15 protein-coding genes and 1 pseudogene are annotated in these 14,369 nt (G+C 74.9%); 10 read left to right on the plus strand and 6 right to left on the minus strand.

Translation table 11 applies throughout. The features are described 5' to 3' along the window. Positions 1-16: 16 nt before the first annotated feature. The 3 genes from OOT42_RS05820 to OOT42_RS05830 form a co-directional block, all read right to left on the minus strand. The gene (locus OOT42_RS05820) at positions 17-199 is read right to left on the minus strand and encodes a hypothetical protein (protein WP_273653953.1); all 183 of its coding nucleotides are present in this window, start codon (positions 197-199) and stop codon (positions 17-19) included. A gap of 505 nt (positions 200-704) precedes the next feature. Continuing rightward, positions 705-1,364, minus strand: a complete 660-nt coding sequence (locus OOT42_RS05825) for a LiaF domain-containing protein (protein ID WP_273653954.1) — start codon at positions 1,362-1,364, stop codon at positions 705-707. Further along, the gene (locus OOT42_RS05830; protein ID WP_273653955.1) at positions 1,319-2,233 is read right to left on the minus strand and encodes a PspC domain-containing protein; all 915 of its coding nucleotides are present in this window, start codon (positions 2,231-2,233) and stop codon (positions 1,319-1,321) included. The genes OOT42_RS05825 and OOT42_RS05830 overlap by 46 nt, the downstream gene beginning before the upstream one ends. Before the next feature lie 160 nt (positions 2,234-2,393). Between OOT42_RS05830 and OOT42_RS05835 the strand changes: the two genes are divergently transcribed. From OOT42_RS05835 to pcrA, 5 genes and pseudogenes are all read left to right on the plus strand, one after another. After that, the gene (locus tag OOT42_RS05835) at positions 2,394-3,725 is read left to right on the plus strand and encodes an ATP-binding protein (RefSeq protein ID WP_273653956.1); all 1,332 of its coding nucleotides are present in this window, start codon (positions 2,394-2,396) and stop codon (positions 3,723-3,725) included. Then, positions 3,722-4,393, plus strand: coding sequence for a LuxR C-terminal-related transcriptional regulator (locus OOT42_RS05840; protein WP_273653957.1), 672 nt, complete (start codon positions 3,722-3,724; stop codon positions 4,391-4,393). Before OOT42_RS05835 ends, OOT42_RS05840 begins: the two co-directional genes overlap by 4 nt. A gap of 74 nt (positions 4,394-4,467) precedes the next feature. After that, entirely contained in the window at positions 4,468-4,815 is a 348-nt protein-coding gene (locus tag OOT42_RS05845) for a hypothetical protein (protein WP_273653958.1), read from the plus strand. 68 nt (positions 4,816-4,883) lie between these two features. Continuing rightward, complete coding sequence (locus tag OOT42_RS05850; RefSeq protein ID WP_273653959.1) at positions 4,884-5,366, plus strand: DUF456 domain-containing protein; 483 nt, start codon at positions 4,884-4,886, stop codon at positions 5,364-5,366. Positions 5,367-5,504: 138 nt separating this feature from the next. After that, a pseudogene (gene pcrA, locus OOT42_RS05855) lies at positions 5,505-8,061 on the plus strand (DNA helicase PcrA). 230 nt (positions 8,062-8,291) lie between these two features. Here the strand turns inward: pcrA and OOT42_RS05860 are convergent. From OOT42_RS05860 to OOT42_RS05870, 3 genes are all read right to left on the minus strand, one after another. After that, a complete protein-coding gene (locus OOT42_RS05860) occupies positions 8,292-8,831 on the minus strand; it encodes a Clp protease N-terminal domain-containing protein (RefSeq protein ID WP_273653960.1) in 540 nt (179 codons plus the stop codon). Continuing rightward, the gene (locus OOT42_RS05865) at positions 8,831-9,040 is read right to left on the minus strand and encodes an RNA polymerase subunit sigma-70 (RefSeq protein ID WP_162352664.1); all 210 of its coding nucleotides are present in this window, start codon (positions 9,038-9,040) and stop codon (positions 8,831-8,833) included. Before OOT42_RS05865 ends, OOT42_RS05860 begins: the two co-directional genes overlap by 1 nt. Positions 9,041-9,212: 172 nt before the next feature. Continuing rightward, positions 9,213-9,890, minus strand: coding sequence for an AAA family ATPase (locus OOT42_RS05870; RefSeq protein WP_273653961.1), 678 nt, complete (start codon positions 9,888-9,890; stop codon positions 9,213-9,215). Positions 9,891-9,946: 56 nt separating this feature from the next. Here OOT42_RS05870 and OOT42_RS05875 point away from each other — a divergent pair, with 56 nt between their 5' ends. The 5 genes from OOT42_RS05875 to sucD all read left to right on the plus strand — a co-directional run bounded on the left by OOT42_RS05875 (position 9,947) and on the right by sucD (position 14,271). Next, entirely contained in the window at positions 9,947-10,315 is a 369-nt protein-coding gene (locus tag OOT42_RS05875) for a TraR/DksA family transcriptional regulator (protein WP_273653962.1), read from the plus strand. 155 nt (positions 10,316-10,470) lie between these two features. Further along, positions 10,471-11,775 (plus strand): OmpA family protein, encoded by a 1,305-nt coding sequence (locus OOT42_RS05880; protein WP_273653963.1) that lies wholly within the window; start codon positions 10,471-10,473, stop codon positions 11,773-11,775. Continuing rightward, positions 11,772-12,038: a hypothetical protein gene (locus tag OOT42_RS05885; RefSeq protein WP_273653964.1), complete on the plus strand. Its 267-nt coding sequence runs from the start codon at positions 11,772-11,774 to the stop codon at positions 12,036-12,038. Before OOT42_RS05880 ends, OOT42_RS05885 begins: the two co-directional genes overlap by 4 nt. Before the next feature lie 134 nt (positions 12,039-12,172). Next, complete coding sequence (gene sucC / locus OOT42_RS05890; RefSeq protein WP_273653965.1) at positions 12,173-13,354, plus strand: ADP-forming succinate--CoA ligase subunit beta; 1,182 nt, start codon at positions 12,173-12,175, stop codon at positions 13,352-13,354. A 35-nt stretch (positions 13,355-13,389) separates the two neighbouring features. Further along, positions 13,390-14,271, plus strand: coding sequence for a succinate--CoA ligase subunit alpha (gene sucD, locus OOT42_RS05895; RefSeq protein ID WP_273653966.1), 882 nt, complete (start codon positions 13,390-13,392; stop codon positions 14,269-14,271). Positions 14,272-14,369: the final 98 nt, after the last annotated feature.

The raw sequence follows: 14,369 nt of genomic DNA on the forward strand, positions 1-14,369 counted from the left end.
GTGCGGCCGCCCGACGTCAGCCCCGCGGGGTCGAGGCCGTGCTGCGGGAGTGACGCGCGGCCGACACCAGCGACCCGACCAGCAGGGCGGCGCCCGCGACGGCCAGCAGCACGATCAGCGCGAGCCCCACGTCGATCGTCAGCCCGGACGCCCACGCGAGGATCCCGACGCCGATCGCCGCGAGGACGAGGCCCCACACGACCGTCCCCACGCGGAGCGCGCGCGCGCGGCTCCTCGTCGGCCGTGACGGCCGCGGGCGTCGGCACCTGTGCCGGCGCCGCGCGCGTGCGGGTGCCGGCTGAGGTGCCGGGCGGGGTGCGGTCGTCGGCGTCGACAGGCCCGCGAGCTCGTCGATCAGCGGGGGCCGGGAGTCCTGCGCCGACGGGAGCGGGCGCGTCGCTCCCGCGTCCGCACCGGGTCGTGACGACTCGTCGCCCGCCGCGACGCCGCCCTTGTCGAGCACGGGCAGCGGACGGGTTTCGTCCGCCGGGGCAGCGGCTGGGTCTCCTCAGCGCCGGCCAGCGGCTGGGTCTCCTCAGCGCCGGCCAGCGGCTGGGTCTCCTCAGCGTCGGTGAGCGGCTGGGTCTCGTCCGCGTCGGTGAGCGGCTGGGTCTCGTCCGCGTCGGTGAGCGGCTGGGTCTCGTCCGCGTCGGCCGGGGGACGGGTCTCGTCCGTGCCCGGCTGCGGGCGGGTGTCGTCGGTGCTCATGACTGCTCCTCGATGATCCGGATCTCGCCCGCGCCGACGCTGACGTGCAGCTGGAGCTGGGCGGTCTCGCCGTTGCGGACCTGCTCGTCCTCGAAGGTCTGCTCGGAGATGCCGAGCCCGTCGACGGAGCGCGTCTCGCCGTCGAGCTCCCAGCGGACGGTCCCGACGCCTGCCTTCACGTCGGCCGCGACCGCGGCGTCGGCGGGCACGACGACGGTGAGGTCGCCGGCGCCGAGCGACACCGGGACGTCGAGTGTCGAGCCCGTCAGCGGGACGGTCGTGAGGTCGACGACCGCGTCGCCGAACCCGAGGTCGAAACCGTCGGCGGCGGAGCGGCGGGTGTCGACGACGTAGGTGCCGCTGTCGGCCCGCCGGTGCGAGCCGGAGGTCCAGACCCAGTCGTTCGTCGTGGCCGCGCCGACGGGCAGGGCGACGAGGATGCCGACGATCGCGAGGGCGCCCAGGGCGCCGCTCCGGCGGCCGCGCAGGCCCGAGACGATGATCCCGAGGCCGGCGAGGACGACGCCGATGCCGAGCGCGGTGAGCGCGACGGGGCCGTCGAAGTCGCCGGTGCGGTCGGCCATGAGGAGCACCGCGAGGCCGATGAGGCTCAGCGCGACGACCGAGCCGACCATGCCGACGCCGGGGCCGAGCACGCGCGGCTTGCGCGGCGCGGGCGGCGGCGGGGGCACGAGCGGGACGGGCGGGGCGGGAGGTGCCGGCGGGGTCGGGCCGTAGCGGTAGGGACCGGACGTGCCCGGTGCCGGGTACGGGCCGTAGGGGCCGTACGGCGCGGGCCGGTGCCGGGGCCTGCCGGCGTCGCGCCGAGCGGTGCGGAGCCATGGACGGGTGCGCTCGTCGTGGGCGTCGCGGGTCCGGTCGCCGCGGCGGCGCGGCCCGGGGCCGGCTGCTTGACCCACGGGTCGGCGGGCGCCGTCGCGGCGGGCGGGGTGGGCGCGTACGGCGCGGGGCCGTACACGGGTGCGGGGTTGGCGCGCCGGTTGGCAGCGGTGACGATCAGGGCGATCACGCCGGCGATGAACGCGACCCACAGGAGGCCCTGGAGCCACCCCGGCGGACCGTCCCAGAACCAGAACCAGTGGTCGCCGCGCGCGAGGCCGACGATCGCGACGCCGAGCGCACCGAGCAGCGCGACGTCGAACCGGCCCGCGACCATCTCCTCGAGGTGGATGCGGCCGTCGGACTGCTCGGGCAGCAGCGCCCACGCGACGCCGTAGACGACGAGCCCGAGCCCGCCGAGCAGGATCGACGCGGCGAACAGGCCGCGGACCAGCAACGGGTCGAGCCCGAAGCGTCGCGCGAGGCCGTCGCAGACGCCGCCGATCCAGCGGTCGTCGCCCCGGAACATCCCGGTGCGGCGCACGGCGGCGAAGAACCCGCCCGTGGCGGGGGTGCGCGGGCCGGGGTCGAACGGTGGCGGGGTGCCGTAGGGCGCCGACGGAGCGCCGTGCGTCCCCGGCGCGTCCGGGCCGGCAGGTCCGCCGGCAGGGGTGTTCGTGTCCATGGCTCGATCCTGTCCCGACCGGGTGCCCCGGCGGGATCGGGTGCTCCCCTGACCCGACCCTGATCCTTGGGGGTCCCGGGCCCTGATCCTCGGGGGACGCGTCCCTGATCCTGGCGCCGGAAGGCCGTGAGCACCCCCGTCGACGTGTGACGATCGGTGCGTGACCTCCGCACCCGCCCCGTCGCGCCCCGCCGGCGCCGCCGCGCGCCGCGTCCGGCTGCCGCTGCGCCGGCCCGAGCGTGGTCGCTGGTTCGGGGGTGTGGCCATCGGTCTCGCGGCGCACCTCGACGTGCCCGTCGGGCTCGTGCGGTTCGCGTTCGTGGTCCTCACGCCCGTCGCGGCCGTCGGGCCCGCGCTCTACGTCTTCTGGTGGCTGACGGTCCCGGCGGGCGACCCGGCCGCCGCGGCGACGGAGGGGCGGCCGACCGCGCTGACCCGGCTGGCCCGCCGGCAGCACGACGCGGACCCCGCCCGCCGGCTGCCGCTGGCCACGATCGCCACGGGCGTCGCGCTCGTCGTCGGCGCGATCGCGCTCGTCGCCACGCGGCAGGGTGCCGACCTCAACATCGACTGGCTGCTGCCGTCGCTCGTCCTGCTCGCGGGCCTCGGGCTCGCGTGGAGCCAGCTCGACCACGTACCGCGCGAGCGGTGGCGGACCGAGACGGGCCGCCCGACCGTTGGCGTGCTGCGGCTGCTCGGTGGCGTCGTGCTCGCGGGCGTGGGCGGTCTGCTGCTCGTCGCGCAGATGACGGGCAGCGGCATCGAGCCGGCGGCGTTCGTGCAGGCGGCGGTCGCCGCCGTGGCCGTCCTGGCGGGCGTCGGCCTGGTCCTCGCGCCCTGGTGGCTGCGGCTGGTGCGCGCGCTCGGCGACGAGCGGGCGGCCCGCGCGCGCGAGTCGGAACGTGCGGACATCGCCGCGCACCTGCACGACTCGGTGCTCCAGACCCTCGCGCTCATCCGCGCCCGGGCCGACGACGCCGCCGAGGTCGCGCGCATGGCGCGTGCGCAGGAGCGCGAGCTGCGCGAGTGGATGTACGACGAGCGGCCCGCGCCGGGCACGTCGGTCGCCGCGGTCGTGAAGGACGTCGTCGCGGAGGTCGAGGACTCGCGGTCCGGCCCGACGGGCGACCCGGTCGCGATCGACGTGGTCGTCGTCGGGGACCGCGTGCCGGACGCCGACACCGAGGCGCTCGTGCAGGCGACGCGCGAGGCGCTCGTCAACGCCGTCGTGCACGGGCGGCCGCCGGTGTCGCTGTACCTCGAGGTGCGGGCCGACGCGGTCGAGGTGTTCGTCAAGGACCGGGGCGACGGGTTCGACGTGGACGCGATCGGACCCGACCGGTTCGGGGTGCGGGAGTCGATCATGGGCCGGGTCCGCCGTCGTGGCGGCACGGCCGAGGTGACGAGCCGCCCGGGTCGCGGCACCGAGGTGCACCTGCTGGTGCCGGTGCGCGCGGTCGCGGGTGCGGCCGAGGGAGGGGAACCGAGATGAGCACGGACACCACCGGCGGGGCCGTGGACGTCGTCCTGGTCGACGACCACCACCTGTTCCGGACCGGGGTGAAGGCGTCGCTCGACGCGGGCGTGCGCGTGGTCGGCGAGGCCGACGACGTCGAGTCCGCGGTGCGCGTGGTGCACGAGCTGCAGCCGCCGGTCGTGCTGCTCGACGTGCACCTGCCCGGCGGCGACGGGGGTGGCGGTGCCGAGGTGATCCGCCGGTGCACCGACCTGGGCGTCACGACGCGGTTCCTCGCGCTGTCGGTCTCCGACGCGGCCGAGGACGTCGTCGCGGTGATCCGGTCCGGTGCGCGTGGCTACGTGACGAAGGCGATCGACGGCAGCGAGCTGTCCGACGCCGTGCGCCGGGTGGCGGGCGGGGACGCGGTGTTCTCGCCGCGGCTCGCGGGGTTCGTGCTCGACGCGTTCGGCGCGGCCGCGGGCGACGTGGCGACGGGCGACGACGAGCTCGACCGGCTGTCGGCGCGTGAGCGGGAGGTGATGCGGCTCATCGCGCGCGGGTACACCTACCGTGAGGTCGCCGCGGAGCTGTTCATCTCGGTGAAGACGGTCGAGACCCACGTGTCGGCGGTGCTGCGCAAGCTCCAGCTGTCGAGCCGGCACGAGCTGACGCGGTGGGCGGCGGCGCGTCGTCTGCTGTGACGTCGCTCCGTGTGACGCGATCGATCTGACGCAACGTCAGAAACGGCTCCGGGCTCCGACTAGGCTCGGGAGGCATGGAACTCCTGCAGCACATCCTCCTCTTCCTGCACCTCCTGGGCTGGGCGATCGTGCTCGGCGGCACGCTCGTGACGATGCGCGACAACCGGCTCCCCAAGGGCGCGCTGCACGGGATCCTCACGGCTCTCGTCACGGGCATCCTCATGGTCGGCCTCGCGTCGGCCAGCGACGAGCTCCGCGACCCGAACAACGTCAAGGTCACCGTCAAGCTCGTCATCGCGCTCGTCGTGACGGGCCTCGTGGTGTTCGGCACGCGTCGTCCGGAGAAGGTCACGAAGGGGCTGCTCGGCGGCGTCCTCGGCCTCACGGTGCTCAACGTCGCGATCGCGGTCCTCTGGCGCTGACCCGCGTCGACGGCCGCGCGCGGGCGTCGCACCGCGGCGCGGCCTGACGGCGGCTAGGGTCTGCCGCCATGGGTGTGGTCGGAGAGGTCCTGATCGGCGTCGTCGTGCTGGTCGGGTTGTTCGGGGTCGTCGTCCAGGTGCTGCCGGGCGGCCTCCTCGTCGCAGGGGCCGTCATCGCCTGGGGCGTGATCACGGGCGGCGTCGCCGGCTGGACGGTCGTCGCCGTCGCCGTCCTCGCGACCGGGCTCGCCGCGGTCGGCAAGTACCTGCTGGCCGGCCGGCACCTCCAGCGTCGGGGTGTGCCGAACAGCACGCTCGTGTGGGGCGGGCTGCTGGGCGTCGTCGGGTTCTTCGCCGTCCCGGTCGTCGGCCTGCCGCTCGGCTTCGTCGTCGGCACCTACGCCGCCGAGCGGATCCGGCTGCGCGAGCACGGTCCCGCGTGGAAGGCGACCGTGGCGGCGCTGCAGGCCACGGGCCTGACGATCCTGGTGGAGCTGGCGGGGGCGCTCGTCGCGACGGGCGCGTGGTGCGTCGGGCTCGCCGTCACCTGACCGCGCGGCCGTCACGCCGGTCGTCGTCTGCCGCCCGCCCGGTCCGGAGTCCGGGCCCGCGACCTCCGGGCGTGACCCCGTCCGGCCTGTGCGCGGCGGGCGTCGGGTGTCGGCGGCGACGCCTAGGCTGGTGCCGTCATGACATCGCTGTTCGAGAGCCTCTCCCTGCCCGTGCCCGGTGGCGCCGTCCCGTCGCGCCGGACGGCCGGTGAGCCGTCCGGTCTGCCCGCCGTCGTGCCCCCGCGCGGCGACGACGTCGACGCCCAGGAGCGCGACGCCCGCCGCCAGGAGCGCGCGGACGCGCTGCTCGTCGGGCTCAACCCGCAGCAGAAGGAGGCCGTCGTCCACAGCGGCGGACCGCTGCTCATCGTGGCGGGCGCCGGCTCGGGCAAGACGCGCGTGCTGACGCACCGCATCGCGCACCTGCTGGCCACGCGCCGGGCGCGCCCGGGCGAGATCCTCGCGATCACGTTCACCAACAAGGCCGCGGCGGAGATGCGCGAGCGGGTCGAGCACCTCGTCGGCCCGTCGGCCCGGAACATGTGGGTCTCGACGTTCCACTCGGCGTGCGTGCGGATCCTGCGGCGCGAGGCCGTGACGCTCGGTCTGCGGTCGAGCTTCTCGATCTACGACGCCGCCGACTCGCAGCGCCTGCTCACGCTCGTCGCGCGCGAGCCTCGACCTGGACCCGAAGAAGTACCCGGCGAAGGCGCTCTCGGCGAAGATCTCCGCGCTCAAGGACGAGCTCGTCGACCCCGAGACGTTCGCGGCGACGAACGGCGGGGGAGCGGCGAACGACTTCGACACCGCGCTCGCGCAGGTCTACACGCGCTACCAGGCGCGGCTGCGGCAGGCGCAGGCGCTCGACTTCGACGACCTCATCATGTCGACCGTCCACCTGCTGCAGGGGTTCCCGGCGGTCGCCGAGCACTACCGCCGACGGTTCCGGCACGTGCTCGTCGACGAGTACCAGGACACCAACCACGCGCAGTACATGCTCGTGCGCGAGCTCGTCGGGCACAGCGGCTCGGCGGCGGGCGCGGACGGCGAGGAGGTGCCGCGCGGCGAGCTGACCGTCGTCGGCGACGCCGACCAGTCCATCTACGCGTTCCGCGGTGCCTCGATCCGCAACATCCTCGAGTTCGAGGCCGACTACCCCGACGCGCGCACGATCCTGCTGGAGCAGAACTACCGCTCGACGCAGACGATCCTGTCGGCCGCCAACGCGGTCATCAGCCGCAACCCCGGCCGCAAGCCCAAGCGGCTGTGGACCGACTCGGGGCAGGGCGCGCAGATCGTCGCGTACGTCGCGGACACCGAGCACGAGGAGGCGCGCTTCGTCGCGCAGGAGATCGACCGCCTCGGCGACTCCGACGGCGTGCGCCCCGGCGACGTCGCGATCTTCTACCGCGCGAACGCGCAGTCCCGTGCGCTCGAGGAGGTGCTCATCCGCGTCGGCCTGCCGTACAAGGTCGTCGGCGGCACGCGCTTCTACGAGCGCAAGGAGATCAAGGACGCCGTCGCGTACCTGCGCGCGATCGCGAACCCCGACGACGACGTCAACCTGCGCCGGATCCTCAACGTGCCGAAGCGCGGGCTGGGCGACCGGTCGGAGTCGATGGTCGCGTCGTTCGCGGAGCGCGAGCGCATCTCGTTCGGTGCTGCGCTCGACCGGCTCGACGAGGTGCCCGGCCTCGGGACGCGCGCGATCACGGGCCTGTCGTCCTTCGCGGCGATGATGTCCGACCTGCGCGTCCTCGCGTTCCAGGGCGCCGGACCCGCCGAGGTGCTCGGTGCCGTGCTCGACCGGTCGGGCTACCTCGCCGAGCTGCGTGCGAGCGAGGACCCGCAGGACGCGTCGCGCGTCGAGAACCTCGCGGAGCTGCACGCCGTCGCCACCGAGTTCGAGCAGAGCGACCCCGACGGCGACCTCGCGGACTTCCTCGAGCGCGTCTCGCTCGTCGCGGACTCGGACCAGATCCCGACGCCCGACGGCGGCGACGAGGACGACGATGCGCCGCGTCAGCCCGACCAGGGCGTCATCACGCTCATGACGCTGCACACCGCGAAGGGCCTCGAGTTCCCCGTCGTGTTCCTCACGGGCATGGAGGACGGGACGTTCCCGCACATGCGGTCGCTCACGGACACCGACCAGCTCGCCGAGGAGCGCCGGCTCGCCTACGTCGGCCTGACCCGCGCGCGTGAGCGGCTGTACATCTCGCGCGCGGCGGTGCGGACCGCGTGGGGCGTGCCGAACGAGTTCCCGCCCAGCCGGTTCCTCGACGACCTGCCCGAGGAGTTCGTCGACTGGCGACGGCGCGAGTCCTCGACGTCGTCGCTGCGCGGCGGCTGGGGATCCGGGTTCGGGTCCGGCGGCTACGGGTCCGGTCGCGCCGGGTCGGGCGGCTACGGCTCGGGCTCCGGGTCGGGCGGCTACCGGTCCGGCGGGCGGACCGAGCGGGCGAAGGAGACGAAGCCCAGCCTGCCGTCGACGGGCGCGAAGTTCGGGTCCGCGACGCCGCGTGGCGACGTCCCGACGCTCGCGATCGGTGACCGCGTGACGCACGACGCGTACGGGCTCGGCACGGTCGTCGGGCTCGAGGGCGCCGGGCCGAACGCCGTGGCGAAGGTCGACTTCGGCACCGAGGGCACGAAGCGACTGCTGCTGCGCTACTCACCCGTCACGAAGCTCTGAGTCGACGCGGCCCGGTCGCCGCGTCGATCCGCGTGATCGCCGCCGTCGGCGTGGACCGGGGCGTCCCGGCCTCGGAGCGGAGGCGTGCCGCCGACGGCCGGGCGGACGGTGGGGCGGACGATCCGTACGGCGACCGCACCGGCGGCGAGGCCGACCTCGCGTGGTGACGGACGGTGCGGGCCGTCGGGACGGTGGGGTCGCACGTCGGTGCCCGTGGCCGGCGCAGGCCGTCAGGCCGCGTCGGCCCAGGTCGCCTGCACGGCGCGCTCGACGGCGTCCCGGTCGACGCCCGCGGCACGCAGGGCGCGGCCGGAGCCCGCGGTGTCGAGGCGTGCCGCCGCGAGCAGGAGGTGGCCGGTGTCGATGCGGCGGTGCTTGAGCCGGACCGCCTCGCGCAGCGAGACCTCGAGGAGCTTCTTCGCGTCGGCGTCGAACGGCAGGTGACCGCGCCGCCCGCCGGGGGCGGGCGCGTCGAGGGCGCCTTCGCCGAAGGTCGCCTCGACCTGCTCGCGCACGGCGTCGAGGTCGATGCCGAGCCCGGCGAGGGCCTCGGCGTCGAGCGTGTCCGTCGACTGCGCGCGGACCGCACGCTCGAGCGCTGCGGGCTCGACACCGGCGCGGGCGAGGGCCCGGTGCGCGACGGCATCCCCCTGGGCGACGGTGCCGAGCAGCACGTGCTCCGAGCCGATGTGGTCGGCGCCGAGCCGGCGGGCGACGGTCTGGGCCTGCTCGACGGCGGTGCGGGCGTCGCGGGTGAAGCGCTCGAACATCAGGGGTACCTCTTCCCGTACTTCTTGTGGACGGCCTGCCGGGTGACGCCGAGCGCCTCGGCGATGTGCTGCCACGGCCAGCCGAGCCGCCGGGCGCGCTCGACGTGGAGCGCCTCCAGCCGGTCGGCGAGCACGCGCAGCGAGCGGACGGCGCGCAGACCCTCGGCGGGGTCGTCGCCGGCGGCGGCGGTCAGGAGCTCGCTGGACATACCGTCAACTTACGTTGACGCACGGGAGGGTGTCAACAGATGTTGACGGCATGGTGCCGTCGGTACCGGCGGGCCAGGAGCGCGGCGGGCGGCGGGCGGCGGGCCGTGGCCGGGCGAGCGGGCGGTAGGCCGGCGCGCTCGGCCTACCGCGACGGGCGCAGCGGGCCGACGGTCACGGTGCGACCACGTGAGGTCGCGCCAGGTCGGTGTTGTCCACGACGACGGTGGCTCGCGTGCGCGGCGCGACGTCGCGCAGGTACAGGAGCTGCCCGTCGCGGTACCGCGCGTTCGCCGGGTCGTCCGGGTCCGCAGGGCACCCGTCCCGCACGGCCATCCGCGCGAACGTCACCTCGAACGGCACGTGCAGGTACACCGAGAAGTCCCAGCAGGCGGCGAGCCGGCGACGGTGCAGGAAGATCCCGTCGACGACCAGCACCGCGTCGTCGCTCGCGGTGAGCAGCGGTGCGTCGACCGGCCGCTCCGACGCCACGTCGTGCACCGCCGTGCGGTAGCGACGCGAGCCGCCCGGTCCGAACGGCGCCAGCAGCTCGCGCAGCAGCGCGTCGTCGTCGTACGAGTCGCGGTAGAACCCCTCCGGCGACGTCCGCCCGCGCGCGTACCGCTCGGCGGCGGGTCGGTGGAACCCGTCGGCCGACGCGCGCACGACCGCACGTCCGCGGGCCGTCAGGGCCTCGGCCAGCTCGTCGGCGAGGACCGTCTTGCCCGACCCGTCCACGCCGTCGACGCCCACGAGGACCGGTCGACCGCGTCGCGCCGGGTCCGGCACACGCCCGGCGAGGTCGCGGAGCAGCTCGGCTCGGGCAGGGGACGGGACGGGGCGCGACGGCATGGTCGCGACCGTAGCGACCGCGCGCGGGTGTCGGAGGTGCGCGGCACCGTGGGTGCATGGACGCCACGACGGACCAGGTGCGCGCGCGGCTCGCGGCCGTGCGTCAGGAGGCCGAGCTCCGGCTCGCGGCGCTGCGCGAGGACCACACCGCGGTGGTAGACGCGTCGCGCGACAGCAACGCGGACGACGAGCACGACCCGGAGGGCGCGACCATCGCGTTCGAGCGCGCCCAGGTCGACGCGCTCGCCGCGGCCGCGTCGGAACGGCTCGCGGAGGTGGACCGCGCGCTCGCCCGGCTGGACGCGGGCACGTACGGGACGTGCGCGTCGTGCGGGAGGCCGATCCCGCCGGCACGCCTGGAGGTCCGTCCGACCGCCACGACCTGCGTCGACTGCGCCGCCGCCGGCCACACGACGGGCCGGTGACACGTCCGGGTGACGTCCGGCGCGTCCTGCCCGCGTCCGGGTGACGCGGCGCCTCCCGGGGGCGTCCGGACGGCTGTCGACCAGGGCAAGTCGGGCATACTGCCGGGGCCGCCGCCGTCCGCGTGACCGGCTCCCCGACGCCAGGAGGCTCCGCCGTGCCCGTCCGTCGTCCGACGACCGTCCTCGTCGCCGCCACGACCACCGCCGGGCTCCTCGCGGCCTGCACCTCGGGCGGCGCCGATCCCGCGCCGACACCGTCGTCCACACCGTCGGCCTCCGCGGCAGCCGTCGAGCCGGTGGTCGTCACGACCGTGCTCGACGGTGAGGAGGTCGAGCTCCAGGTCGGTCCCGTCGCGGTGCACGGCGACGTCGCGGTCCTGCGGGTCGCCGCGCCCACGACGACGCCGTTCCTCCGGATGGCCCTGTGGGACGTCTTCGAGAACCTGGCGAGCCCGGGTCCGAGCGGCGTGCGGCTGGTCGACACCGAGGCGGGGGTCGTGCGGCCGGTCGCGCGCGACGAGCGGGACCGCGCCGTGATGTCGAGCAACGGCACGCCGGGCGGCCCGGCCACGGAGGCGGCGGACGAGGCCGCCGACGGGGACGAGGTCGTGTACGCGGCGTTCGCCGCGCCCGACACCGAGCGGGTCGACGTCATGCTCCCCGAGGGCGGGTGGGTCGCGGACGTGCCGGTGGTGAGCGCGGCCGCGGCGGGCGACCTGACGGTCCCGCCGGACGAGCTGCTCGAGGACGGCGTCGCGACGGCGCCCGTCTTCACGCTCGAGGCGTACACCGACGCCGTCGGCGGGCAGGTCCGTGCGCGCGAGACGGCCGAGGCCGTGACCGTGCAGGTCGCGTCCGACGTGCTGTTCGCGGTGGACTCCGACCAGCTCGGACCCGAGGCGGAGTCCGCGCTCGCCGCTGCGGCCGCCGAGGTCGCGGCGTACCCGGGCGGCAGGCTGACCGTGGTCGGGCACACCGACGACGTCGCGGACGACGCCTACAACCTCGACCTGTCGCAGCGGCGCGCGGCGACGGTCGCGGCGCGGCTCGCGCAGGTCGCCGACCTGTCGGCGTTCGACGTGGCCGTCGACGCGAAGGGCGAGAGCCAGCCCGCGGTCCCCGGGACGTCGGCCGACGCCCGCGCGCTGAACCGCCGGGTCGAGATCGTGCTCGTGCCGCAGGGGGAGGCGGAGGCGGTCGAGGCGGCCGCCGGCGCGCTGCCCCCGACGGACGGTCCCGTCGCCCCCGGGCCGGAGGGCGTCACCTACCAGGCCGACGACGACACGCTGGCGGTGCGCCTGCCCGAGGTGCGTCGCGAGGGCGGGTACCTCGTCGGGGGGTTCTCGAGCTCACGCACGTCGCGGGCGAGAGCGAGACGATCGACGGGGTCCTGTCGAGCGGCGCGTGGGACGCCCGGGGCGAGTTCGACGCGTCGCTGCAGTTCGCCGCGACGAACGTGACGCTCCTCGACGGCGACCGCCGGACGTACCCGCTCGACTACGTGCGCCGGACGGTGGGCGACCGCACGATCCGCGAACCGCTGGCCGACCGGCTCGTCAACGTCGTGCCGGTCGGGGGGACGCGGACCGTCACCGTCGTGTGGCCGGACACGGGGCAGGAGAGCGTGACGGTCGACGTGCCGGTCCGCTACACGAAGAGCGGGGACATCCCGTACGCCGGACCGCCGTTCCGGCTCACCGACGTGCCCGTCGTCGACGGCTGACGGACAGCCCGACGTCACGCACGCCACATCTCTCGATGTGAAGATATCTCCGCCCCAGGGCTACGATCGGCGACGGCGCTGCGGCCGGACCGTGGTCGCGCCAGGCCGGTCGGACGAGAGGAACCGGGACCGAAGTGGACCTGTTCGAGTACCAGGCACGTGACATCTTCGAGAAGCACGGGGTGCCCGTGCTCGGCGGCATCGTCGCCACGACTCCCGACGAGGCCCGCGACGCGGCGTCCCGCCTGCTGCCCGCCGAGGGCGGCGTGGTCGTCGTCAAGGCGCAGGTGAAGACCGGCGGCCGCGGCAAGGCCGGCGGCGTCAAGCTCGCCCGCTCCGCCGACGAGGCCGCCGAGAAGGCCGGCGAGATCCTCGGCATGGACATCAAGGGCCACACCGTGCACCGCGTGATGATCGCGGCCGGCGCGAAGATCGCCCAGGAGTTCTACTTCTCCCTGCTGCTGGACCGCGCCGAGCGTCGCTACCTCGCGATGGCGTCGGTCGAGGGCGGCATGGAGATCGAGCAGCTCGCGGTCGAGCGCCCCGAGGCGCTCGCGAAGGTCGCCGTCGACCCGCGCACGGGCATCGACCAGGCCAAGGCCGACGAGATCGTCGCCGCGGCGGGCTTCGCGCCCGAGATCGCCGGCAAGGTCGCGGACGTCCTGCAGAAGCTGTGGACCGTCTACCGCGAGGAGGACGCGACGCTCGTCGAGGTCAACCCGCTGGTCCTCACGGAGGACGGCGACGTCGTCGCGCTCGACGGCAAGGTGACGCTGGACGCGAACGCCGACTTCCGGCACGCGGACCACGAGGCGCTCGAGGACAAGGCCGCGGCCGACCCGCTCGAGGCCGCCGCCAAGGAGAAGGACCTCAACTACGTCAAGCTCGACGGTGAGGTCGGCATCATCGGCAACGGTGCGGGGCTCGTCATGAGCACGCTCGACGTCGTCGCGTACGCGGGCGAGGCCCACGGGGGCGTGAAGCCCGCGAACTTCCTCGACATCGGTGGCGGCGCGTCGGCCGAGATCATGGCCGCGGGGCTCCACATCATCCTCACGGACCCGCAGGTCAAGTCCGTCTTCGTCAACGTCTTCGGCGGCATCACCGCGTGCGACGCGGTCGCGAACGGCATCGTCGCGGCGCTCGAGATCCTCGGCGACGAGGAGAACAAGCCGCTCGTCGTGCGCCTCGACGGCAACAACGTGCTCGAGGGCCGCCGCATCCTCGCCGAGGCCGGCCACCCGCTCGTCACGCTCGCCGACACGATGGACGGCGGCGCCGACGAGGCTGCCCGCCTCGCCCACGCCGCCGCCTGACACCCGCCTCGAGAAGCAGAGAGAAGCAGACAGACATGGCGATCTTCCTCACCGAGGCGTCCAAGGTCATCGTCCAGGGCATGACCGGCTCCGAGGGCACCAAGCACACGACGCGCATGCTCGCGTCCGGCACGAACGTCGTCGGCGGCGTCAACCCGCGCAAGGCCGGGACGACGCAGTCGTTCGGTGACGTCGACGTCCCGGTCTTCGGCTCGGTGGCCGAGGCCATCGAGAAGACGGGCGCCGACGTGTCCGTCATCTTCGTGCCGCCGGCCCACACCAAGGGCGCGGTCGTCGAGGCCGTCGACGCGGGCATCCCGCTCGTCGTCATCATCACCGAGGGCGTCCCGGTGGCCGACACCGCGGAGTTCTTCGCCTACGCGCAGGAGAAGGGCGTCCGCCTCGTCGGCCCGAACTGCCCGGGTCTCATCAGCCCCGGGAAGTCGAACGTCGGCATCATCCCCGCGGACATCACGGGCCCCGGCAAGGTCGGGCTCGTCTCGAAGTCCGGCACGCTGACCTACCAGATGATGTACGAGCTGCGGGACTTCGGGTTCTCGACGGCGATCGGCATCGGCGGCGACCCGATCATCGGCACGACGCACATCGACGCGCTCGCCGCGTTCGAGGCCGACCCCGAGACCGAGATCATCGTCATGATCGGCGAGATCGGCGGCGACGCCGAGGAGCGGGCCGCGGCCTTCATCCAGGCCAACGTCACCAAGCCGGTCGTCGGCTACGTCGCGGGCTTCACCGCGCCGGAGGGCAAGACGATGGGCCACGCGGGCGCGATCGTGTCCGGCTCGTCGGGCACCGCGCAGGCGAAGAAGGAGGCCCTCGAGGCCGCCGGCGTCAAGGTCGGCAAGACCCCGTCGGAGACGGCGGCGCTCGCGCGCGAGCTGCTCACGCGCTCCTGAACGACGCGACGACACCCCCGCACCCCGTCCCGGGTGCGGGGGTGTCGTGCGTCCGAGCCGACGCGCCGAGCCCGCCGCGCCGCGAGTGACCGACTCGC

It is taken from the genome of Cellulomonas fimi (assembly GCF_028583725.1).
GTDB lineage: Bacteria > Actinomycetota > Actinomycetes > Actinomycetales > Cellulomonadaceae > Cellulomonas > Cellulomonas fimi_B.